This window comes from Streptomyces sp. HPF1205, from assembly GCF_020400825.1.
Lineage (GTDB): Bacteria > Actinomycetota > Actinomycetes > Streptomycetales > Streptomycetaceae > Actinacidiphila.
The window spans coordinates 20,060-41,921 of sequence record NZ_JAINVH010000011.1; the positions used below are offsets into that span (position 1 = coordinate 20,060).

Consider the following 21,862-nt stretch of genomic DNA (forward strand, 5'->3'; position numbering starts at 1 on the left):
GGGAAAAAGGTGTGGATCGGCCACGGTCAGCGGGGCACACAAACGGCCGGCTGGCGGGGCATGGCGCGTCGGGCTGCGGTGAAGGCCACGGTCAGCGCGACCGCCTGTGCGATGGCCAAGGCGGTCAGGACTCGGCCGAGGGCTGTGGGCGGGGTGCAGGCGACCAGGACGCCGGCCAGCGGGAACGGTGCGAGCAGGAGCAGGATGGTGGTAGCCAGGGTGGGGGCGAACGCTTCTGGTGGGATGAGCTGGGAGCGCAGGGTGCGCAGCACCACGGTCATCCCGGCCTCGGACGCCATCAGGACCGCGACCAGGATCGCGTAGGCGGGGAAGTGGTGGGTTTGGGCAACCGCGAGACAGGTGGTCGGGGCCGCTGCCGCTGACGCCGTTGCGACCCGCCACAGTCCCCACCGGTCGATGGCTGGCCGGCAGCACGCCACGGCGACCAGGGTGACCGCGGCGGCCAGCGACCACACCGCTCCGACCGCGGCACTGGACTGTCCCAGGTTGTGAACGACGATGACCGGGGCGGCGGCCTGCAGGGTGCCGGTGGCCAGGTTGGAGACCGCGAGCCCCGCGACCAGCCAGGTGAGCGTGGGCAGGGAGTGCAGCGTTGCCCAGCCTGACACCTCCGATACGGGACCCGTCTTGCGGTGGGTCGGTGGCGTTTCACGCGTGCTGGCCGGGACAGTGGCCGCGGCCGTGGCGGACATCGCGGAGATGACCCCGAGCAGCCCGCCGGGGCCGGTCCATTGCAGCAGCGCTGCGCCAGCCGCGGGTCCGGCGAGCATCGCCCCTTGGTCGATGCCCAGCAGTACGCCCTGAACGTGGTGCGGCCGGGCCGCCTGGCGGCTGGCGGCGGCGCCCGCGGTCTCGGCCGCGAGGTAGCTAAGCTGGGAGAGCACGCCCACCAGCGCGGCCAGGGCCATCACCGCCGCTGTTGCTGCGGATCCCTTGCCTGCCCCGACCAGAACGGGAATGGCGGCGAGGAGCACGAGCGCACGCGCTGCTGCTGCGTAGCGCATGACCTGTCCGGCGCCTTGGCGGGCGACCACGGTCCCGGCCCGCCCGAAGGAGGCGAGGCGGGGCACCCACTCCACGGCGAACGCCGTGCCTGTCATGGCCGGGGAGTCGGTGGTGGCAAGCACCAGCAAGGGCAGGGTGTACGTGGCGGTCGCCATCGCCCCGGCATCCGCCACCCGCGGCAGATACACCTCCCGCCACAAGCCCGGCCTGGGGTCCGGTGGACTCAAGCGGACCGCCGTACTGGGGCCTTCCGGACAGGTCCGGGGATGGTGGTGCGCAGACCCGGCCGGGTGTCCGTGCGCCGCCGCAGGAGGTCGGCGTGGGTGCGGGCCCAGGAGGCGAGCGCGGTCAGCGGACCACGCAGGTCCTGCCCGGCGCAGGTCAGGACTGGTTCTCCGTCGCGCAGTACGTACATGAAGCCGCCCTTGGTCAGGCTCCGCTCGGCCTCCGCGTCCAAGCCGCTCCCCCGGTCTGCGCCGGAACCGGCGGTTGCCAGGACGGTCAGCAGGTCGCGGTCCTTCAGCAGCCACAAGCTCGCCTCGATTCGGGTGACGAAGTCGCAGTGCTCGGTGGGGTATCCGTGGGTGCGTGCCCAGCGGGACAGGGCGTCGTGAACGTCCCCGAGCCCCTCCCCTGCCTCGGTGAGGACGTAGCAGTCGCGGCCGGCGTCCTTGCCGTAGGCGATCAGCCCCCGCTCACGCAGCGCCCGCAGGCCGTAGGTGTACTGATCGTGCGTCAGATCCGAGAAAGTGCCGGCGACCAGGCCGAGCGGGACGGGGCCGTGGTCGGTCAGCTCGGCGACCAGGCGCGTGGTCCACTGCCGGCCCAGCAGGTCGGCAGCGGCCACGATCAGGTCGGTCGTGGAGGAAGGTCGGTTCATCGGGCGCGGCCTCCCATCGCACCGGCGCCGGCCAGCGGGGCGGGAGCACCATGGGAGAACAGATCGCCAGGCCGCCACTTGGGACTTCCGGGTCCGGACACGGCCGACAAGGCCGGCGCAGGTATGCTCACGCCGGCCAGTGGCACGGGGCGGCGCGGCGAGGGCGGGCGGACCATCTCCTCCCGCTCGGCCTCGGCGGCACTCCAGATGGGGTGCTTGCGCGCGGCGGAAGCGGGGCGGCCCGCGGCCCACGCGGACAGGCACCGGTAGACCGGGGCCAGGGAGCGGCCGTGGGCGGTCAGGCAATAGCCGCGGCTGCCGCTGCGCTCGGCCAGGCCGTCGTCGACCAGCTGGCTCAGCACCGGATACAGCCGCCCCGCGGTCAACGGCCCGGGCAGGCCCTGTGCCAGGTCGGTGGCGGTAGAGGTGCCCGCGGCTTGCAGGAGCCACATCACGGCGGCGGTGTGGCGGGCGGTGATCAAAGCGAGGGTGTCCTCGGCATTCTGCGCGGCCGGTATCCGCTCCGGCTCCCACATCCCGGGAATCGTCCTGCTGGGGACTTTGCGCTTCTCCAGGCGGGTGTCACCCCAGGTGGCCAGGGCACTGAGCACGGGGGCCAGGGCCTGGCCCCGGTCGGTCAGCCGGTAGGTGACGTTGTGGACGCTGAGCGCGTCGCGGTCCACGAGCCCGTCCGCGGCGAGCCTTTTCAGGCGGACGGACAGCTGGCTGTCGGCGAGCAGGGCCAGGCGGGGTTTGATCTCGGTGTAGCGCATCGGCTGGTCGGACAGGGTCATCAGCGTCCACACGCTCCAGCGCGGGGCGAGCATCTCCAGCGCCTGGGTGACGCGGGTCAGATCGGCGAGGGCGGCACGGGACAGACCGGTGGCGGTCAAGAAGAAAGCACTCTCCTGGGAAGGGGAACGGGTGCGAGTACCTGTCAGCGGACGGGAAGGGCGTGCGCCTGCGCCGGCTGAGTGGGCAAGGCCGCGGGTGGGGCCTCGGCGGGGGGTGTTTCGCGGCGGCGCAGGCCGTCCAGGACCGCGGTGGCGGCGGCGAGATGGGCGTTACGGGCGGTGACCGCGACGGACAGCCGCTGGGCGGCATCCAGCAGGTGGCGGGCGGTGAACGTGAGCTCGCCGATCGCCTGGCCTGGCTGGGTGAGCTGGTGGATGCGGTCGCGCAAGGCGGTGATGTGGCGCTCGGCGAGGTCGGTGTCGCTGCGCAGTTTCAGCAGCGCGGCGAGCATGGTGGGCCTCGGCCTGCTGCTGGAGCTCGGCGATCGGCTCGCCCCACAGGGCCTCGATACGCGAGGCGATGTCAGCGGCGGGGCAGGCGCCGGCCGCTGGGCGGTCACCCCTCCGCCTGGTCCGAAGACCTCCGCGATCTTGGACTGGTCGAACTGCACCGGCCGGCGCGGTGCCGGCGAGGATCGGCCGGGCCCCGTTCGCACAAGATCCTGAAGGGCCCGGCGGTACTTCGCGCCGACTTCCAGCGCGGCCTCCAGCAGATCCGTCCGGAACCGTAGATCGGCCAACGGCACGGCCTGGGGATCGGCCGCGGGGCCGGTGGCCTGGTGGATACGGTCCCGGGCCTTGGCTGCCTGGTCTTCGACCACCGCCAGGAACGACCGCAGTTCCAGCACCTGCTGCACCCCGGGTACCGCGGTACCCGCTGCGGCTTGCGCGTACAGCTCGGCCAGCGGCCGGCCGAAGGCTTCCTCGATCCCCGCATCCTGGCTGGTCGGCATCTCGGTGGCGTTCACCGGCGCACCCCCGGCGCAGGTGCTGAGGCCAATGCGGCGGCCGGGCGGGGCGTCATGCCGGTGGTCAGGGCCGGAGAACGACGCACCCCCAGCGCCTCACCCTGCGCGGCCCCGGTGCGCTTGCCCGGTGCGTCGGGGTTCAGCAGGAACCGCACGACCAGGGCGCGCCCGTCCCGCACCGTCACCGCGGCGTCCACCGTCCGCGCCAGCTCCATCTGTTCCTCGGTCAACGGCTCGCTGCCGGTGGCGAGTACGTCCACCAGGGTGTCTTCGGCGTCCTCCAGGAACGCTTGCGCCTCGATGAGCTGGTCGAACCAGCGCAGCACCTCGCTCGCCCCGCGGACCTGTTCCGGCCTGGTGACCGCCAGGGCGCGCAGGTCCTGAAGACTGTGGCCGAACCGCTCGCGGACCTCTTCGGCCAGCACCTCCACCACGCCATCGGCTCCTGCCGAAGCCGCCTCCGGACCAGGTGGAAGAGGGTCGCGGGGCGGCACCGTGCTTTCGGGGGTGGGGAATGTCGGGAATTGACGCATGCGGAAATGGCCTCCTGGCCAAGGTAGGAAACATGAGGGGATTTCCCGAGCCGCGAGGAGCGGCGGGAACGGTTCTATGATCCGAACAAAAGGCGTTTTGCCTGACGGTATTTTCCGTGCTATCGGCCGGCGCGGGGACCGTCAGCGGCGCGGCCCCGGCATCCTGGGCAGCGCAGTCACCGCAGGTCGGGAGGCCGTCGGCGGGCGGGCGGTGTGCAGCGGCGCCGGCAACGGATCATTGCGTTCGTCAAGCCATTCCCGCGCGGCGCCCTCTGTCCCGAAGGCACCTTCGCGCAGGGTGTAGGTGCCGGCTTGGATATCCGCTGCTTCGATGAACAGCCGGAAAGGCGCCGTGGCAGGTTCGGCGCGGGCATCACGCATGAGGGCCCAGGACTCGAAAGGCTCGCTGTCGTGCGTGTAGTGGTCGATGAGGGTGTATCTGCCGGGTGAGGAGCGCAGGTGTGCCTCCAGTGTGGTGGTCGCCTCGTCGGCCGGCTCACTGGCGCTGCCGGGCGGAAGGACAATGGCCTGGCTCGGGCAGCCACGGGCCACCAGCCACTGCTGCGCCAGCGACACCAGCGGCATCCGCTGCGCGTTCAAGCGGAAGGTCCTGCGTGTCCGGTCGCGGACGACGTGCACGGCCAGCAGGTCCGCGGTGCCGGGCACGTCCCAGGTGGCCGCGCGGTCGTGCAGCACCGCAAAACTGTGATCACCACCGTGGTGGGCGGCCAGGAGGCGGAAGTCGCTCCCGTTGACCAGGAAGTGATCGTGCAGGTGGCCTTCGGCTTCGTCGGCGGGCTCGAAGCCGTTGGTACGCAACGAACGGTCGAAGTCGAACTGCGGTTCACACGTAGGGCCTTCGTCCGGCCAGGTTGTGTCGCTGTCGGGCGGCATGGTCCTCGGGTTGGGTCACGGACAAGGGGAAGCGGAGCGCACCATGACGCTCTCGAAAGCGGTGTGGGGCTGGAGCGCTGTGCGGACAGGAGCGCGGACAGCATCCGGTGCTTCCGGTCGCGGCACATGGTCTGCCGGGTCAGCAGCGCTTTGAGCTGGGCGGTGCGGAACGGCGGGTGGGGGCGGGAGGTCAGCCGGGCCCGGGGTCACCGCGACGTCTTCTGCCGACCGCAGCAGGTTGCGGTACAGGGCGAAGGCGCGATTACGGCGAGTCTCCTCCCGCGGGGGAAAGCTCTTCGCCCTCGGGTGGCCACGGCATCTCCTACCAGCTCAGCGGTATCCCGCGGGGGCTGCCGGAACGACACCCGCACCGACACGGACGGGCCTGGTGGTGGCGGGTCAAGCAGTCCCTGGTGGTGGTCAGCGGCGGTAAGCAGCCGGAACGGCCGCACCTGGGGGCTGCGGGCCCGCGGGGGCGGGGGAGCGTCCGGTCAGCGTCCGGCGGCCCAGGCCGGTCAGGGTGACCGGCTGGCCGGCGTGCAGCGGATGGCTCCGGTCGATCTCGACCAGACCTGCCTTCTCCAGCCGTTGCAGGGCGGGGTAGGGCAGCCGGGCGCCGGAGGCGGTCACCACCGACAGCCGCTGCGTGACCAGGTTCTGGTGGAGCTTGGCTCCACGAGCCAAGGCCAGCAGGTGGGCGAAGTCCGGCGCGGGCAATTCCGGCACCACACCGGTCTCACGGTCGCGTGCCGCCTGTTCCAGCGGCTCCAGTACCACGGAGGCAGCGGCCAGGCGTGCGTCGCGCCGGGTGACGGCTTCGGCCAGATGCCGCACGACCCGCTCCAGGCGCTCCAGCAGGGCGGCGTCCGCCGGGCTGCGGCCGGCGCTGAGCTGATGCAAACGGCCCAGGTGATAGGCCACATCGGCCTCCTCGGCGACGAGGTCCTGGTGGGCCTTCGCCAAGGCGGCCAGGTCCGCGGACAGCAGTCCGTCGGCGTCGTGGCGCCGCAACTGCTGGCCGGTGTAGCCGGTCAGCTTCTCGACCCGGTCGTCCAACGCGGTGCGGGGAGGAGGGGACGGGGACGGCACGGCACGGTTGTTCAGCGGTACGCCCCCTGTTCAGCCGCGAGCAGGGCGCTGAGCCGGTAGGACTTGCGGCGCCGCCCGTCGGGCAGCGTGACGTCGCGGGTGGTGACCTCGTACGGGGCGAGCAGGTGGGCGAGCCTGACCTGGGTCAGGTCGGCGAACCGCCACCAGCCGACCGCGAAGCCGGGAGCCTGCCGCAGAATGGCGACCAGGTCTTGCGAGGCCATCGCGTCGGGATCACCCAGTTCGGCGAACGCGGCCAGGCACGCCTCCACGATGCCCACCCGCTCCGACGTGTCGGAGTTGTGGGAACGGTGGAGGCCTTCGGCTTCCTCTCCCCCGGCTGGGGCAATGAGGCGGGGGTCGAGGAAGGCGTTGAGCAACTGGTCGGCGAGGGTGACGATCCCGCACCAGGAGCAGCCGGGGCCGGCGCTCAAGGGGGACTGCCGCTGGCCGTCGCAGCGCGGAGAAGCGGCGGTGGTGAGCAGGTCAGTGAGAGTGTCGGGACAGGAAGGGCAGGTCAACGGGCGGTGCCTTTCGCAGGGGACGGGGCGGAGGGAACAGGAGCCAGGCGGGGAAGGGTGGCGGGTGTGGTCTGCGGGGAGCGGGCACGGGCGGCGTGCGCGAGCGCGCTGAGCGGCTGCTGATTCAGGCCCAGACGCGCGGCGACCGCGGTGTAGACGTCGAAGCGGGCCCGCGGACGCACCGCCGCCACGAACACCTCCCGCGCATGCGGCTCCGTGGGCGGTGCAGGACGCAGCCGGTAGACCAGGCGCCAGCGCGGATCCAGGCTGATGCTGCGGAACCCTGCCAGGGCGCCGGTCAGTTCCTCGCCCTGGGCTTCGCCGTCCAGGACGTCGGCCAGGCACTCCAGGGCGGCGGTGCGGATGGGTTCGGGTGCGATGACCAGGTCGGTGACCACCCGCGGGTCGACCGCCAGTCCGAAGCGCGGCTCGCCGTTCACGCTGCCACCGCCCTCGCGGTCGGCTCCTGGGTGTCGGGGGCGGGCGCGGGGCTTTGGGGGCTGGGCAGGATGCGGTGGGAGGGCCGGTCGGGGCTGGTCATGCACGCACTCAAGGGGCCGCCCGGGGCGCGGATGGCTGCCATGGTGTGGGTGAGGAAGTCCCGGTGCCACACCGCCGGAGCCGACAGCCCCGCCTCGGGGTCGGTGTGCTGCTGGTAAGCCATCCACAAGGCATGCAGCCAACCCACGACGTCCAGATGCTCGGCCCACTGCTGGCACCACGGTGCCGCGGTGGACACCTCGGCGCCGTAGGTAGGCAGCAGGAAGTCGTGCACCCAGTCCGACAGCGCGTCCAACTCGGCCTCGAACGCCGTCCCGTCCAGAGTCAGGATGAACCGCGGCTCCGGCGCCGCAGCAGGAGCCGACAGCCCCGCAGGCAGCCCCGGCGGAAAGCCCGCATAGGGCAGGCCCGCCTCGTCCGGTCCGGCGGCCAGGGAGTCCAGCAGCCGGGCCTGCTCTTCGGACTGGGCCATCAGCCGGCGCACGCTGGCCTGAAGCGACTCCACACCGGGACCGGGGAAACGCACAGGCTCCATTGCCCCCTCATCGCGGGGGTCGACGGGATCGGGCACAGGAAACTCCTCACGCCGCCGAAGCGGTCGGGCCGAAAAGGAAAAAGGGAAAGGGAGCGACAAGACTCCCTGCGTGCGGAACACCGATACCCGGGCAGAATGGGGACAGACAAGACGTCCCGGCTTTCGGCAGCCGTGGGCCGGTCAAGCGGCCAGGGTGCACTCGTCCTGGGTGAGGGTCTGCTGCACCGCCTCGGTAAGGCGGTCGGCTGCGATCTGCGCGTAGTGCTTGGTCTTCTCCACGCAGATCGCGTCGCGGCCCTCCAGCAGGGCAGCCACCCCGGTCGAGCCTGAGCCGGCGCAGAAGTCCAGGACCGTGCCGCCTTCGGGGGCGATCTTGACGAGCTCCCGCATCACCTCGACGGGCTTTTGCGTGATGTGCCGGCGCTTGGCGCCCGAGGGCTGGGAGGCGCTGTACAGGCCGGGCAGGTAGACCGCGCGGGAGGAGTCCATCGCGCCGTTGGAGCCCCACACGACGAACTCGCAGTTCTGCGTGAAACGGCCCTTCTGGGGCCTGGCCTGCGGCTTGTGCCACACCAGCACACCCCGCCACAGCCACCCGGCCGCCTGCAGAGCATCGGTGGTGATCGGCAGCTGACGCCAGTCGGTGAACAGCAGCGCGGTGCCGCCGGTCTTCGTCAGCCGGTGGGCCTCGGTCATGATCTGCGTGAGCCAGAACCCGTAAGAGCGCTGGTCCATGTTCTCGCCGGTGAAGTCGGCCAGCCCGTGCTCGGCGTCGGCGGAGGTGTACTTCTGCTTGGCGGTGCGGGAGGTGCGCTCCTTGGCGGTACGCCCGCCGGAGTTGTACGGGGGGTCGGTGATGACCGCGTCCACGCAGTCGTCGGGGAGGCCGGTGAGCACGCGCAGCGCGTCACCGTGGTGGAGGGAGAACGGCAAAAAGGAACTCCAGCAGGGCAGAGGAACGGGGCGGGTTGGGGTTTCCGTCTGCGGACGTCCGCTGCCTTTGCCGGCGCACAAGGCCGGTGGGGTGGGCGGGAGCGGGTCCGGGAGGGATTGCAAAACGATACGGCGCGTGTGTCCGTGGCGACGAGTCCTTCACAATATTTCGTATCCAAGACGCGAATTATTTGGTCGACCGCCGATCCGGCCGTACAGTTTTGGAATTCCCGCCGCCCGCTGCCGCGCCGGTCGGCATCCCCGTACGAAGGACCCGCTCTTGCCCCTCCGTCATGTTCGACCAGTCCGCTGCCCGCTTCATCCTGACCGGGCCCGGAGCCGCCACGGGTGAAGTGGCTGGCGGCCGTCGTCGGCCTGCTCTGCCTGACCCCACTCCTGCTGGCCGGCCTGTCCGCCGTCTCCGCCGCCGGCGCCGGACCCGCCTCCATCGCCGCGGCGTGCGCGACGGGCACCGTCGATCCCGCCGCGGTCGCCGCCCAGGTCGCCGCGATCCTCGGCGGCAAGCCCGCTTCGAACTCCCCCGTTGAGGGCCTGGACCTGCCCGCCGAGCAGATCCCCAACGCCAAGGCGATCGTCATCACCGGCATTAGCCTGAAGGTGCCGGCCCGCGGGCAGACCATCGCGCTCGCGACCGCCCTGCAGGAATCCCGGCTACGCAACCTGCCCTCCGGCGACCGCGACAGCGTCGGACTCTTCCAGCAGCGTCCGTCCCAGGGCTGGGGCACCGCCCAGCAACTGCTCGACCCCGTCTACGCCAGCACCACGTTCTACACCGCGCTCCTCGCGGTGCCCGGCTGGCAGCAGCTCACCGTCGCCCAGGCCTCCCAAGCCGTCCAGAAAAGCGCACTGCCCGACGCCTACGCCTCCTGGGAGCCGCTGGCCACCGCGCTGCAGCAGGCGATTACCGCCACCCTGCCTGCCGCCGAACAACCTTCCACCCCCAACCCGAACAGCCCGGCCGGCACGCCCGCCACGGCGGCCGGCTGCAGCCCGGCCGGCGACGGTTCGCCGTACGGGCCGATCCCGCCCGGCACCGTCCCCGCCGGATACACGATCCCCGCCGACGCGCCGCCCGCGGTGAAGACCGCGATCGCCTGGGCGATGCGCCAGCTCGGCACGCTCTACCAGTGGGGCGGTTCGTGCACCGACTCCCACGGAAGCGATCCGATGGGCCGCTGCGACTGCTCCTCCCTGGTGCAGCAGGCGTACCGCGCCGCCGGCATCACCCTGCCCCGCACCACCTACCTGCAGGTCACGGCCGGTGTCTCCGTGCCGCTTTCCGCTCTCAAGCCGGGCGACCTGCTGTTCACCGAAGGCACCGCCGACCACCCCGAGCATGTCGGCATGTACATGGGGGCAGGTCTGGTGATCGCCGCACCCCACACGGGAGCCGTTGTACGGGTCGACCCGATCAGCCAGTGGGACGTTCTTGCGGCGCGCCGCGTCACCGCCCATAGCGCCGACGGATAGCCCCCGCAGTCCGCGAGCGCCTGGGCGCACCCATCCCCCTCTGCCTGTCCCCGCGTCCTGACAAGGAGCTAGCCCATTCCCTCACCCATTCTCCCGTCCACCCACCCCGAGGTCCTGGCCTACGATCCCGGCATCACCCCGGATTCCGGCGGTCTTCCCGGTCTCGACGTGCTGCAGAGCATCGTCAGCTCGATCAACCTGTACGCGATCATCGCCGTGGTCGGTGCGCTCGCCGCGTCACTGGCCATGTGGGCGTGGGGCCACTTTTCAGGCGGCCACCAGGCCGAGGCCAACGGCAAGAAGGGCACCATCGCCTCCGTCGGCGCCGCGCTCGGTTTGGGTGCCGCCAACGGGCTGGTCGCCTTCTTCTCCGCGCTGGGATCGCAGATCAAATGACCCCACGCCGAACCGTCCTGTCCCACCCGGCCTCGTGGTCCCCGCTTGCTCAGCGCACCGCGATCATCGCAGTGGCCACCGCGGTTCTGCTCGCCCTGGCCGGCGCCGCGGCCTGGATCACCAAGCGTTCCGGCGGGAGCCGCCCGGCAGCCGCTGTCACGACGTCCCCGACCTCTGCGGTCACATCTACGCCCGCCGAGCTCGCGCCGTCACCGGCCACACAGACCGGTTCGGTGGCCAGGCCCCCGCACGCCACGGATCCCCTGGCCTACGCCAAGGCTGCGGCTGGCCTGCTGTGGTCGTACGACACCCGCACCACCAGCCGTAACCAGCAACTCGCCGGCATGCATCGGTGGATGGCCACCGGCACCCCCTACGCGAACTGGCCAGCCATCAGCAGCCAGGTACCGGATCCGGCGCTGTGGTCACGGATGACCGACAACCAGCAGTACGCCACCGCAGCGATCACCGAAGCCCACTTCCCCAGCGCCTTCAAGCAGGCGCTCGCCGACGACCCGGCCGCGCTGACCAAGGCGTACATCTACGCAGTCACCGTCACCGGCACCCAGCACATCGCCTGGAAGAACGGCGGAGCCGGAGGCGAGCCCCGCGCGGTCACCGTCGCGGTCCAGTGCCGACCGAACACCGACTGCGCCCTGGTCGACATCGCCCCGAGCGTTGCGCCCTGACCCGCCCCGGGGTCCGACGGATCCGACAGTGCTGACAGAGAGGTAGCGCCCGCGTGGGCTTTTGCTCCATCCCCGTCGCCGGGAAGCTGTGCGACGCCGCCGGGGCGATCAACTTCGTCACCGACCCCGGCAAGGCCATCACCGACGGCATCGGCGCCTGGATCGCCAAGTCTGCCGGCGAACTGGCCGCCGCCTGCGCCGACCTTGCCGCCGAAGGCGTCGACACCACCACCCGCGTCGACCTCAACGCCACCTGGTTCCGCGACAACTACCAGATGATCCTGCCCATCGGCCTCGTGCTCCTGGTCGCCACCTTCTGCGCGCAACTGACCCGCGCCGCGTTCAAACGCGACGGCAGAGCCCTGGCCCAAGCCTTCACCGGCACCGCCTCCGGCGTACTCTTCGCCTTCGCCGCGATCTCGCTGACCACCGTCGCCATCGGCGTGACCGACGCCCTGTCCGACGGGCTGTTCGCCGCCGGCCACACCTCCATCCAAACCGCCGTACGCCGCATGGTCACCGTCACCGAGATCGGCGCCATGTCACCGCTCGGCTGGCTGGTGCCCACCTTCGCGGCCTTCGGCGCCGCGATCGGCGCGATCCTGTTCTGGTGCGTGATGATGGTCCGCAAGGTCGGCATCCTGGTCATGGTCACCCTCGCCCCGTTCGCCGCCGCAGGCGGCGGCTGGGAGGCAGCGCGCCGCTGGAGACGAGGCTGGATCGAGGCCACCGCCACCTTGGTGTTCTCCAAGCTCCTGATGACGGTCATCTTCCTGCTCGGCATCTCCGCCATGGGCCGCACCGAAGCGAGCGACGGGATGGGGGCGCTGGCCGACTGCATGTCCGGCATCGTGATCATGTTGCTGGTGCTGCTGTGCCCGTACGCGGTGTTCAAGTTCGTCCACTGGGCGAGTGAGGGTGCCGACGCCGAGACGATTCACCGAGCCGGCGGCACCGGGGCGGTGATCGCCCGCCAGCACGGTGAGCGCGCCGCCCGCAAGGCCGCGATGGCCATGTCCGGCGGCGCAGCCGGAGGCGCCGCCGGAGCGGGATCCCCGCAAGGACCCTCCCAGGTTCCCGGTCAGGGGCCCGGCGGGATCGCGCAGATCAACCCCACCGGCAACGCCGGCTCCGATACCAAGTCCGGCTCCAGCGGCGCGCCTGCCGCTGACGGGCTGGCCAAGGCAGTCCAGCCGCACCCCACCAGCCCTGCCGACGACACCAGCGGGCAGCCGGGAGGAACTCCGGCGCCGCCGACCCCGCACTGGGCTTCGCGCGGCCGGCCCGCTTCCGGCGCCGACGGTACAACCCGATCGGCAACGGATCGCAGCCCCGTCCCGCCGCCGCCTCCGCCGACCGGAACCTGAACGTGGGCCCTGGGCCCAGCCGTCCGCCCACCCGTCCAGCTTCTCGCAGAAACGGCGTCGCCCTTGTCCGATCAGAACGTACCGCTCACGGTGCGCTTCCCTCACCGGCCGCGCCGCGGCATCCTGCTCGGCCTGTCCCTGCCCCAACTCCTTGCCGCCTCCGCCGCCGTCTGCCTGCTGATGATCACCGTCGTGACCACCGGTGTCCTGGGCGCACTCGCCCTGCTCCCGTTGTGGGCCTCGGTCGCAGGCGTGGTGTTCGTCCGGCGGGGCGGGCGCACCCTGGTCGACTGGGCCCCCATTGCCGCCCGCTACCTGTACCGGAAGTGGTCGGGCCAGCGGCTGTGGCTGGCCCGCCCCGTCTCCCGGCCCACCGTGGAGGGCCTGCTCCACCTGCCCGGCACCACCGCCTCCCTGCGCGTCGTCTCGCCGCCCGGCGTGGAGGCCGCGGCCCTGCACGACCCGCGGAACCAGACCCTGACCGCCGTCGCCCACGTCCACGGCCGCGCCTTCGCCCTGCTCGACCCGGCCACGCAGAACACGAACGTGGCCGCGTGGGGGCGGGCGCTGGCCGGCATCGCCCGCACCGGCCACATCAAGGCCGTGCAGGTCCTGGAGCGCACCGTCCCCGACTCCGGCGACGCCCTCGCGCGCCACTGGCAGCAGCACGGAGCGCCCGGCACCCCGGTCGCCGGCGAGATCTACGGCGAGCTGGTCGCCTCCGCGGGTCCTGCCGCCGCCCCCCACGAGGCGTACCTGGTCGTCGCCCTGGACCTGAAGGCGGCGCGGCGGCTGGTCTCCCAGGCCGGCGGCGGGCTGAACGGGGCGTTCACCGTGCTGTCGACGACCACCACGAGCATCAGCCAGGCCGCCCGCACCGCGGGCCTGACGGTGGCGGGGTGGCTGTCCGGCCGGGAGATCGCCGCGGTCATCCGCACCGCCTACGACCCCGCAGCCCTCTCCCGTCTCCAGCAGTGGTCACCGGCCGGGCGCGCCGAAGCCGACCCCGGGGCCGCCGGCCCGGTGGTCCAGGTCGAGGAATCAGACCGGCTGATCACCGACTCCGCGCAGCATGCCACGTACTGGGTGGAGAACTGGCCCAGAACCGAAACCCACGCCGGCTTCCTGCACCAGCTGCTGTTCACCGCCGGCGCACGGCGCGCCTTTTCCCTCATCTACGCCCCCCAGCCCCTGGAATCCGCGCTGCGCGATGTCCAGCGCCGGAAAGCCACGATCATCGCGGACGCCGCCGAGCGACAGCGCAAGGGCCAGGTCGACTCCGAGGCCGACAGCCTCGAATACGCCGACGCCAAACAGCGCGAACGCGAACTGATTGCCGGCCACGCGGATGTCGCCCTGACCGGGCTGCTGACCCTGTCCGCGGACACCCGCCAGGCCCTGGACGCCGCCTGCGCCACCGTGGAGACCGCTGCCGCCGGCAGCCAGATCGACCTGCGTCGCCTGACCTACCAGCAGCCCGAAGCCTTCACCCTCGCCGCCCTGCCCCTCGCACGCACCGCCCTGTAATCACCCGCCCCGCCTGCGAACAGCACCCCCGGCCGCCCCAACTCCGCCGACCGGCCGAGCCATCCACCGAGGATCCGCCCTTGACCCCAATCCGTTCCAGCTACGGCGAGACGCACCCCTACCTGCGGGCCGCTTCCGCGGGACTTCACCGCCACACCACCACCAGCCGCCTGCACGTCGACCGGCACACTGGGGCCGCGGCCGACCGTCCGCACTTGGACCTGCTGCACGCGCACCTGATCGCCTGCCACCAGCTGACGGACCAGCTCGCCGACGGCACCCGCCCGTTCTCGCCGGCCGCCGGGCGTCATCTGGCCGCTGCCCGTACCCGCCTCTGGCAGGCAGCCGCCGCCGTCCACGACGCCTTCCACACCCTCCCGCTGACCGATCCGGTCGCAACCCCCGAGGAGTGCCGGCCCGAACAGCGGCTCGTGGAAGGGCCTCCGTTCGTCACCATCTGCCAGCGCCATCTGGCCGCTGGCCACACTGTGCGCCGCACGACCACCCCCACCGACATCGACGCCCCGCTGCACGGCCACACCACCACCTGCACCCGCTGAACCGCCCGGCCAGACACCGCTTCGGTCCGCGAGAGGAGGCTCCCCGTATGACGTCCCGCAAAGGCCGTGCCCGTGCCAGTGACCTGTTCACCCCGCGCCGGACCGACCGGGCCACTCGCAAGGCATCCCGCCGGGCTCTGGCAGAAGCCACCGCGCGCGCCCGTGCCACCGCCGGACGCGACCGTACGGACGAGCCGGTGGTCATCGAAGCGGAGATGCCTGTACCGGTCTACCCCGCGTCGGGCCGGCCCGGGGCGGCCTCCGCCCGCGGCGGGCGGCTCAAGCTCCCCGCGCACCGGATGACCACCGCGGTCGCCTGCGGCGCGTATCCTTTCCTCGCCGAAGGCGGCCTGGGTGCCGAGGGCATCTACATCGGCCGAGACGTCCACGCCGAAGCCTCCTTCACCTTTGACCCGTTCTCCCTCTACGGGAAGCTGGAAGGGTTCACCAACCCCAACGTGCTGCTGGCCGGCGTGATCGGGCAGGGCAAGAGCGCCCTGGCGAAATCCTTCGCGCTGCGCTCGATCGCCCACGGCTACCGCGTCTACGTCCCCTGCGACCCCAAAGGCGAGTGGACCCCGGTCGCCGCAGCCCTCGGCGGCACCACCATCGCCCTCGGCCCGGGCCTGCCCGGCAAACTCAACCCCCTGGACGCCGCTCCCCGCCCGGACGGTACCGCCGAGAGCGACTGGGCGAGCGAGGTCCGCAAACGGCGCCTGCTGCTCCTGGGTTCATTGGCCCGGACTGTGCTGGGGCGGGACCTGCTGCCGATGGAGCACACGGCCCTCGATGTCGCCCTCGACACCGTCGTCACCGCCGCTGGCGCCACGCACCGGACGCCGCTGCTCGGCGACATCGCCGGCGTCCTCAACAACCCCGCCCAGCTCGACGCCGCCGCCGGCACCGTCTCCGGCAGGCTCGGCGACGCCGCCCGCGACGTCGCCCACGCCCTGCGGCGCCTGGTGCACGGGGACCTGACCGGCATGTTCGACGCCCCCACCACCGCCGTCTTCGACCCGCGCTCGCCGATGCTCACCATCGACCTGTCCCACCTCGGAGGCTCCGGCGCCGACACCGCCCTGGTCCTGGCCATGACCTGCGCCTCCGCCTGGATGGAATCCGCACTCGCCGACCCCAGCGGCGGCAGGCGCTGGATCGTCTACGACGAAGCCTGGCGCCTGATGCGCCACGACGGCCTGCTGGAACGCATGCAGGCCCAGTGGAAACTCTCCCGAGGGCTCGGCATCGCCAACCTCATGGTCATCCACCGCCTGTCCGACCTGCTCACCGCCGGCGACGCCGGCTCCCGCGGACGCGCCCTTGCCGAAGGACTCCTCGCCGACTGCTCCACACGCATCATCTACCGCCAGGAGACCGACCAGCTCACCGCCTCCGCCGGACTCCTGGGACTGACCGGCGTCGAAACCCAGGCCATCTCCGCCCTCCAACGAGGACGCGGCCTGTGGAAAGTCGCAGGACGCTCCTTCGTGGTCCAGCACCTGCTGCACCCGCACGAAGCCCGGCTCTTCGACACGGACGCCCGAATGCACTGAAACCCCCGCGAGTTCGCGAATAACGACGTGTTGATCCGCATTCGCCCGGAGCCACCGGCCGCACCACCCCGCCCTTCGCCCAGCCCCGCTACTTGGAGCAGCCCATCTCCCGCATCACCCGCATCACCCTCACCGCGACCGCCTGCCTGGCCCTGGCCGCGACCGCCTGCTCCACCGCCGGCACCCCGGCTCCGGACCGGGCCACCGCCACCTCCCACCCCTCACCGCGGCCCACCGCCACACCCGCCCTGGACCAGCAGGCCGCCCTGAACCTGATCCGCCGCTACTCCACCATCAACAACCAAGCCAACACCCACGACAACGCGCGTCTGCTGGACACCGTCGAGGACGGCCCGCTGTACGCGATGTCCCTCGGCGGGTACAAGCAGGACTCCGGGACCCGGGCCAGGAAGCGCACGCCGTACAAGCCCTGGTCCTACGATGCGGCCACCGCCCGCCTGTACATCCCGAAGTTCCTGCCCGGCACGAAGTGGTGGTTGGCCGCCGGCGTCACCGTCACCGGCACCAAGGATCAGAGCCTGGTCGTGTTCGCCCAGCAGCCTGACCGCAGCTGGCAGATGGTCCTCGCCCCCGACCTGGAGGGGATGTCCCTGCCGAAGATGGCGCTGGACGCCGACAGCTACGCCACCGCGGTCGCCGCCGACGGCAGCAGCCAGCCCGGCTTCGACGCCGGACGCCTGCGGGTGGGGATCACCGACAACTTCGCCACCGGCGGCAAGAACAGCGGACAGCAGTTCTTCACCCCCACCCCCGCCAGCAAGCGGCAAACGAGCATCCACGACAAGGACACCCGCCGCCTCGGCGCAAAGGGCACCACCGTCTTCGCCCCCGCCAACAACCCCTGGACCGATGCGTACGGGCTGAAGACCGCCGGCGGCGGAGCGCTGGTGCTGTTCGCCCACACCCACACCCAGACCGACACCGTCCATCCGGGCTGGCAGATCACCGCAGGACCGGACGCCCGGGCGTGGCTGGGCACCACGCCCCGGCAGTCGGTCACCTACACCTTCGTGTGCAACGACGCCGCCCTCATCCCTACACCGGCCGCCAAGGCGCAACTGCTGGGCTACGGCTGCGAACTGACCGGCGCCGACGGACCACCCGCCGCCCGCATGCTCGCCCTGTAAACCCCCCGCCTGCGCACTATCCGAAGGGCCAGAGCCCTGTTCCCCAACCCCGACTTCGAGCTGTACGACAACACCGGCCGCACCACCGGACAATTCCACGCCCACACCACCAACACCCCCACCACCGGTGACCTGCGCCGCTGGGCCACCACAGACGCCCAGCCGCTGATCGACACCGCCGGGCCGGCACCGTCCGGGGACAGCATCGCGGCCTGGACCGACCTCCTGATGCGGGCAAGCACCGAATCCCAGTTCCACGGCATCGCCGCCTGGGTCCTCGACAGCGACCAGGGCGCCGTCGACCAGCTGCACCTGTTCCTGGAAGCCGCCGCCACCTGGCACGAGGACCGCGGAGACGAGGCCACCGCCGGCGAGTACCGCGCCCTGGCCACCGGTCTGGAAGCCCTGGCCGACGACATGGTCCGCCTCACCGAACAGCGCCTGCACACGGCTCACCGCAGCGCGACCGCGCCCCCGAGGGCACCGCACGGCGGGCCGCCGGCACCGCCCGGGCCACCGGCACCGTCGAAGCCGCCGCGCCGCTGAACCAGCCCGCCACGACCAGCACGGAGGTCTCCCGCATATCCGACGTCACCGTCGTCATCGCCACCCGGCTGCGCCCCGAACGCCTGGACTACCTGACCGAACTGCACGCCAGCCTCGCCGCCCAGGATGCCGACTGGGAAGCCGTCCTCGCCCTCGACGGCGCCGACCCCGGGAGACTGCCCGAACCCGTAGCCGCCGACGCCCGTGTCCGCGTGCTCGCCCTGCCCCGACCGGTCGGCGCCGCCTGCGCCCGCAACCTCGCCGTCAACGAAGTCCGTACCGAGTTCATGACCTGGGCCGATGACGACGATCTTCTCCCCCCGTTCAGCCTGAGCAGTCGGCTGCACCATCTGAAGAACACCGGGCTGGGGTGGGTCGCCGGCTACAGCGCCGATCTCTTCCCCGACGGGTCGACGAGGGTGTGGCGGTGCCCGACACCGCCGGGCCGGCACGAGCCCGGGCAGGTGTGGACCTACTGGCCCAGCCCGCACCACACCATCCCGATCGGCCCGACCACCATCCTGGCCCCCACCCGGTTGTGGTCCGCGATCGGCGGCATGGGTGGCCTCGTCCAGGGCGAGGACTACCTCGCCCTGAAGATCACCAGCCTCGCCCCCGGGGAGCTGCTCCCGCAGGTCGTCTACCACTACCGCAAGCACGACGCCCAGCTCACCCGGCAGCCGGACTACGACAACTTGGAGGACCAGGCGCGGGTCTTCGCCTGGAGGTCAGGAAACGACTTGGCCTCCGCCCTGGCACTCCAGCCCGGCACCGGCCGGTAACCGCCTGACCGGTCCCGCCGAGCGGCGCACGCTCGGCTGCCTCGCCCAGCAGCTCGCAGAGTTCGTCGACGCGATTCCCCAGGATCCGTCGCAGGTCGCTCTGGCCGCGGCCGGCGCTCACCTCGCCCGGCCAAGCCAACACGCCGGGCGCGCTGCGGCCTGGATCACCTGCTCCCTCACCGGCGCCGAGCCGGTTCCGCTCCGGCAGCGCGAGGACATCGAGCGCCTCGCCCGCGCGATGGTGGCGATGGCCGACGCCCGGCGGGACCTCACCGAGGCCCTGGCTCACGTGGCGCACGGCCATCGCGCCGCGGCACTACCTGGCGTCGAGCACACTCGCCTGCGGGGCGATGAGGCCGCGTCCTTGGCCATCGCGGCCGACTTCTCCCACCGGGGCCGCGGTCGACTCGAACAGGCCGCCTCGGCCCTGAGTGTGCGGGCCGAGTCTGGCCTGCGCGGTCCCGTTGAAGCTGCCCCGGCATCTGTTCCGCTCGCGCGTACGCGCCGTCGCCCGTGACCCCCACATCCCCTTCCATGGACAGGAGAACCACCTCGATCGCCCCCGGCACACCCTCCCCCACAGCCTCCGACACACCTGGCGCGCCCGCTGACCTGCTGTCCACGCTCGCCGCCGCGCTGGCCGAGCGGCTTCCCGGCGGCTGGACCAGCTCGGACCTCGACTGGCACGACCAAGCCGAGCGCCGGAAGGTAACGGACTTCTTGTGGGACCTCGCCGCCATGGACCACGTGGTCTTCACCTACCACCTGGCCCGTGGGGCGCTGCTGACCGCCGGCGCCTTCACCCAGCTCCTGGTCATCGACCGTCCCACGCGGCCGGGCCAGTTCTTCGTCGGCGCGCTGACCCCGCTGGGCCTCGACATCGCCGGCCGCGAGGTACCCCTGACCCCGCACGGCATCGCCGTCCCCCGCCATCCGGCCAGGGCCGCGTACGCGGTCGCCTCCCGGCTGCTGCCCGCCTACTACACCGCCCGCCACGCCCTGCTGTCCCTGCCCCCGCCGCCGGCCTACCGCCCCGGATCCCGCACCGCGGACCGGCCGCCGCTTGCGACGGCCACTGCCACTGCCACCGTCCAGGGTGCGCGCCGATGACCGAACCCGCCGCCGTCGCCCTCGCGCCGCGCTTCCTGGCCGCCAGCACCCGCGACCGCCACCACCGGCACCTGGCTGCCCTTGCCGGCACCGCGGCGTGGACGATGGAGCAAGCCTCGTTCACCACCACCGCGACCAGCACGTGCGGGCACGTGACCCTGCACGCCGACCGCACCGCCAGCAACAACGAAGCGCACCTCTTCCTCCACGCCCGCACCCGCCCCGGCGCCGCGTCCCGGTGGAGCGTCACCCTGGGCGGTGAGCTGCCGGTGGAGTTCCTCGCCTCGATGACGACGGTGCTGACCGCCGAACTGCTGCGCGACCCTGACTACATCCTGTACGGCCTGCCGCAAGACGGGCGCCCATTCACTCTGGAGGCACCCGACTGGGATGCCTGGCAGTACCACGACGACCGTGGCCTGCTGGAGTGGCGCACCCGCCACGGGGGCAGCAAGGCCGCGGCCATCATGCGGGGCCGTGAGTCGAGCGCTCCGCCTCTGGCCGGGGGAGAGAACACCTTCGTGATGGCCGCCGCCACGGTCCCCTGGGCCGGCAGGCCGGAGGTGCTGTGGTGGGCGGCGTTCAGCCACGGCACCCCTCCGGCCGTCGTGGGAACGTTCATCAACGACCTGCTGTCCCCCGAGCCGGTCGTCCGCACGGCGAGAGATCTGCCGCGCCCGGAGCTGCTGCCCCTGCTCGACATCAGCCCGCTCACCACACCGGCGCGGCCGGCACCCCCCGTTCCGCGGGGCGGACGGGATCCGGGCCCGGGCCGGCGGCGGGAGGGCCGATGACCCGCACGGCACTGCCCGCGGGCACCCAGATCACCTTGATGTTCAGCTCGGTCACCGGGATCGTGGCGATCGCAAGCGGGACCCGCTACCGCCAGGCGCACGATCTCCTTGATTCCGCCGGCTTCGACCGCCGCGAGGACGGCACCGGTGTGCTGACCACCGCGGACACTGACACCGCACGGCTCGCGCTGACCGCCCTGACCCGCCTGGCCGCCGACCGACAGATCACCCTGAACGCCGGCACCCGCCCATGGCTGGGCGACACCGCCCAGAAGATCGCCGCGCTGCTGCCGGGAGCCTGGCAGACCCGGACCGAGGTCTACTGCCTGCCCGTGTGGCAGCAGGACCTGGCCGCATGGCTGTGGGACGACGGCGACCTCATCAGCGCCGTCCGCAATCAGCGCATCCCCTACGGTGTGGTGCTCGCCGACGGCAGCGGCACCGAACTGCTGATGGTGGACAAGCCCAACAACGTAGGTGAACTTCTCATCGGGGCGTTCGCCCGCGCCGAGCTGGACGGCCCTTTCGCCGACGACTCCGCCGCTCCGAACTCGATCACCACCAGCACGCAGCCGGGCCCGACCGCCGAGGCGATCACGTCCCGGCTGCTGCCCGCCTACCGCCAGGCCGTCTACCACCGCCGCGTGAAGGAGGTCGCCGTCCGCCTGGACCACGCCCTGTCCGCCGAGTCCGCCCGCTCCTTGGTTCGCAGCACCTGGCCGCCCGACGACGGCACCGGAATCGGCACGAGCATCCTCGCCCGGGTCCAACTTGCTCACCAGGAGGCGCTGTGGGACGACTTCCGCTCCTTCCTCCTGCACGGCCCCCACCTCCTGGACCACCTGAAAGGCATCGCCCCACAGCCGGGCACGCCCACCGGACACGGCGAAGACGAGGAAGCCGTCCTGGCCCGTCTGCACGAGGCACTGCGGCACGGCCAGAGCGCGGCCGGCCAATGGGCTGTCGCGGTGGAGCGCCTGCGCGAAGCCGACAGCTCCGCGACCGGGCCAACCTATGCCGAAGCGGTCGCGGCCCGGACCGCGAGCGCGCAGCCGGCGCTGCGCGCCTGGCTGAAGCACGGACCGGTGCTGGTCACCCTCGCCCGCCGCCACCCGCCCGCCGATACCGCCCCGCACGCCACCCAGGCCCCTGCTTCCCGGCCAGCGCTCCCCCCGGGCGCTCCCGTCTCCCCGCCCGGCAAGCGCCGCGGCACGACCTCCTGACC

Annotated in this window: 24 protein-coding genes; 13 read left to right on the forward strand and 11 right to left on the reverse strand. The window is 72.1% G+C overall.

The genetic code is table 11. From position 1 onward, the window contains the following. Positions 1 to 26 precede the first annotated feature (26 nt). The 11 genes from K7G61_RS14700 to K7G61_RS14750 all read right to left on the reverse strand — a co-directional run bounded on the left by K7G61_RS14700 (position 27) and on the right by K7G61_RS14750 (position 8,674). The gene (locus K7G61_RS14700) at positions 27 to 1,253 is read right to left on the reverse strand and encodes an MFS transporter (protein WP_225847257.1); all 1,227 of its coding nucleotides are present in this window, start codon (positions 1,251 to 1,253) and stop codon (positions 27 to 29) included. Next, positions 1,250 to 1,906: a winged helix-turn-helix transcriptional regulator gene (locus K7G61_RS14705; RefSeq protein WP_225847258.1), complete on the reverse strand. Its 657-nt coding sequence runs from the start codon at positions 1,904 to 1,906 to the stop codon at positions 1,250 to 1,252. Before K7G61_RS14705 ends, K7G61_RS14700 begins: the two co-directional genes overlap by 4 nt. Continuing rightward, the gene (locus K7G61_RS14710; RefSeq protein WP_225847259.1) at positions 1,903 to 2,799 is read right to left on the reverse strand and encodes a winged helix-turn-helix transcriptional regulator; all 897 of its coding nucleotides are present in this window, start codon (positions 2,797 to 2,799) and stop codon (positions 1,903 to 1,905) included. The genes K7G61_RS14705 and K7G61_RS14710 overlap by 4 nt, the downstream gene beginning before the upstream one ends. Positions 2,800 to 2,843: 44 nt before the next feature. After that, positions 2,844 to 3,668, reverse strand: a complete 825-nt coding sequence (locus K7G61_RS14715; protein ID WP_225847260.1) for a hypothetical protein — start codon at positions 3,666 to 3,668, stop codon at positions 2,844 to 2,846. Continuing rightward, on the reverse strand, positions 3,665 to 4,102 hold the full coding sequence (locus K7G61_RS14720; protein WP_225847261.1) for a hypothetical protein: 438 nt from the start codon (positions 4,100 to 4,102) through the stop codon (positions 3,665 to 3,667). Before K7G61_RS14720 ends, K7G61_RS14715 begins: the two co-directional genes overlap by 4 nt. A gap of 240 nt (positions 4,103 to 4,342) precedes the next feature. Continuing rightward, positions 4,343 to 5,095 (reverse strand): glycosyl hydrolase, encoded by a 753-nt coding sequence (locus K7G61_RS14725; protein ID WP_225847262.1) that lies wholly within the window; start codon positions 5,093 to 5,095, stop codon positions 4,343 to 4,345. Positions 5,096 to 5,515: 420 nt separating this feature from the next. Continuing rightward, positions 5,516 to 6,184 carry a hypothetical protein gene (locus K7G61_RS14730; RefSeq protein WP_225847263.1) on the reverse strand — a complete coding sequence of 223 codons (669 nt, stop codon included), beginning with the start codon at positions 6,182 to 6,184 and terminating at the stop codon, positions 5,516 to 5,518. A gap of 11 nt (positions 6,185 to 6,195) precedes the next feature. Next, the gene (locus K7G61_RS14735) at positions 6,196 to 6,705 is read right to left on the reverse strand and encodes a DUF3631 domain-containing protein (RefSeq protein WP_225847264.1); all 510 of its coding nucleotides are present in this window, start codon (positions 6,703 to 6,705) and stop codon (positions 6,196 to 6,198) included. Continuing rightward, on the reverse strand, positions 6,702 to 7,145 hold the full coding sequence (locus tag K7G61_RS14740; protein WP_225847265.1) for a hypothetical protein: 444 nt from the start codon (positions 7,143 to 7,145) through the stop codon (positions 6,702 to 6,704). The genes K7G61_RS14735 and K7G61_RS14740 overlap by 4 nt, the downstream gene beginning before the upstream one ends. Continuing rightward, on the reverse strand, positions 7,142 to 7,741 hold the full coding sequence (locus K7G61_RS14745) for a DUF4913 domain-containing protein (protein WP_225847266.1): 600 nt from the start codon (positions 7,739 to 7,741) through the stop codon (positions 7,142 to 7,144). Before K7G61_RS14745 ends, K7G61_RS14740 begins: the two co-directional genes overlap by 4 nt. A 180-nt stretch (positions 7,742 to 7,921) precedes the next feature. Beyond that, positions 7,922 to 8,674: a site-specific DNA-methyltransferase gene (locus tag K7G61_RS14750; RefSeq protein WP_225847267.1), complete on the reverse strand. Its 753-nt coding sequence runs from the start codon at positions 8,672 to 8,674 to the stop codon at positions 7,922 to 7,924. A 348-nt stretch (positions 8,675 to 9,022) separates the two neighbouring features. Here K7G61_RS14750 and K7G61_RS14755 point away from each other — a divergent pair, with 348 nt between their 5' ends. The 13 genes from K7G61_RS14755 to K7G61_RS14815 all read left to right on the forward strand — a co-directional run bounded on the left by K7G61_RS14755 (position 9,023) and on the right by K7G61_RS14815 (position 21,860). Then, a complete protein-coding gene (locus tag K7G61_RS14755) occupies positions 9,023 to 10,165 on the forward strand; it encodes a C40 family peptidase (RefSeq protein ID WP_225847268.1) in 1,143 nt (380 codons plus the stop codon). 75 nt (positions 10,166 to 10,240) lie between these two features. Further along, on the forward strand, positions 10,241 to 10,561 hold the full coding sequence (locus K7G61_RS14760) for a hypothetical protein (RefSeq protein WP_374204140.1): 321 nt from the start codon (positions 10,241 to 10,243) through the stop codon (positions 10,559 to 10,561). Beyond that, positions 10,558 to 11,250, forward strand: a complete 693-nt coding sequence (locus K7G61_RS14765) for a hypothetical protein (protein ID WP_225847269.1) — start codon at positions 10,558 to 10,560, stop codon at positions 11,248 to 11,250. Before K7G61_RS14760 ends, K7G61_RS14765 begins: the two co-directional genes overlap by 4 nt. A 53-nt stretch (positions 11,251 to 11,303) precedes the next feature. Further along, on the forward strand, positions 11,304 to 12,617 hold the full coding sequence (locus tag K7G61_RS14770; protein WP_225847270.1) for an ATP-binding protein: 1,314 nt from the start codon (positions 11,304 to 11,306) through the stop codon (positions 12,615 to 12,617). 63 nt (positions 12,618 to 12,680) lie between these two features. Beyond that, a complete protein-coding gene (locus K7G61_RS14775; protein ID WP_225847271.1) occupies positions 12,681 to 14,144 on the forward strand; it encodes an SCO6880 family protein in 1,464 nt (487 codons plus the stop codon). Between the two features lie 80 nt (positions 14,145 to 14,224). Next, positions 14,225 to 14,704 (forward strand): DUF6238 family protein, encoded by a 480-nt coding sequence (locus K7G61_RS14780; RefSeq protein ID WP_225847272.1) that lies wholly within the window; start codon positions 14,225 to 14,227, stop codon positions 14,702 to 14,704. Positions 14,705 to 14,751: 47 nt separating this feature from the next. After that, complete coding sequence (locus K7G61_RS14785; RefSeq protein ID WP_225847273.1) at positions 14,752 to 16,257, forward strand: VirB4 family type IV secretion system protein; 1,506 nt, start codon at positions 14,752 to 14,754, stop codon at positions 16,255 to 16,257. A 92-nt stretch (positions 16,258 to 16,349) separates the two neighbouring features. Further along, positions 16,350 to 17,405: a hypothetical protein gene (locus K7G61_RS14790; protein ID WP_225847274.1), complete on the forward strand. Its 1,056-nt coding sequence runs from the start codon at positions 16,350 to 16,352 to the stop codon at positions 17,403 to 17,405. Positions 17,406 to 17,633: 228 nt separating this feature from the next. Continuing rightward, entirely contained in the window at positions 17,634 to 17,951 is a 318-nt protein-coding gene (locus K7G61_RS14795) for a hypothetical protein (protein WP_225847275.1), read from the forward strand. 56 nt (positions 17,952 to 18,007) lie between these two features. After that, positions 18,008 to 18,733 carry a glycosyltransferase family 2 protein gene (locus K7G61_RS14800; protein WP_225847427.1) on the forward strand — a complete coding sequence of 242 codons (726 nt, stop codon included), beginning with the start codon at positions 18,008 to 18,010 and terminating at the stop codon, positions 18,731 to 18,733. Positions 18,734 to 19,267: 534 nt separating this feature from the next. Continuing rightward, positions 19,268 to 19,843: a hypothetical protein gene (locus K7G61_RS14805; RefSeq protein WP_225847276.1), complete on the forward strand. Its 576-nt coding sequence runs from the start codon at positions 19,268 to 19,270 to the stop codon at positions 19,841 to 19,843. Then, entirely contained in the window at positions 19,840 to 20,637 is a 798-nt protein-coding gene (locus tag K7G61_RS14810; RefSeq protein ID WP_225847277.1) for a hypothetical protein, read from the forward strand. Before K7G61_RS14805 ends, K7G61_RS14810 begins: the two co-directional genes overlap by 4 nt. Beyond that, positions 20,634 to 21,860 (forward strand): hypothetical protein, encoded by a 1,227-nt coding sequence (locus K7G61_RS14815; protein WP_225847278.1) that lies wholly within the window; start codon positions 20,634 to 20,636, stop codon positions 21,858 to 21,860. The genes K7G61_RS14810 and K7G61_RS14815 overlap by 4 nt, the downstream gene beginning before the upstream one ends. Positions 21,861 to 21,862: the final 2 nt, after the last annotated feature.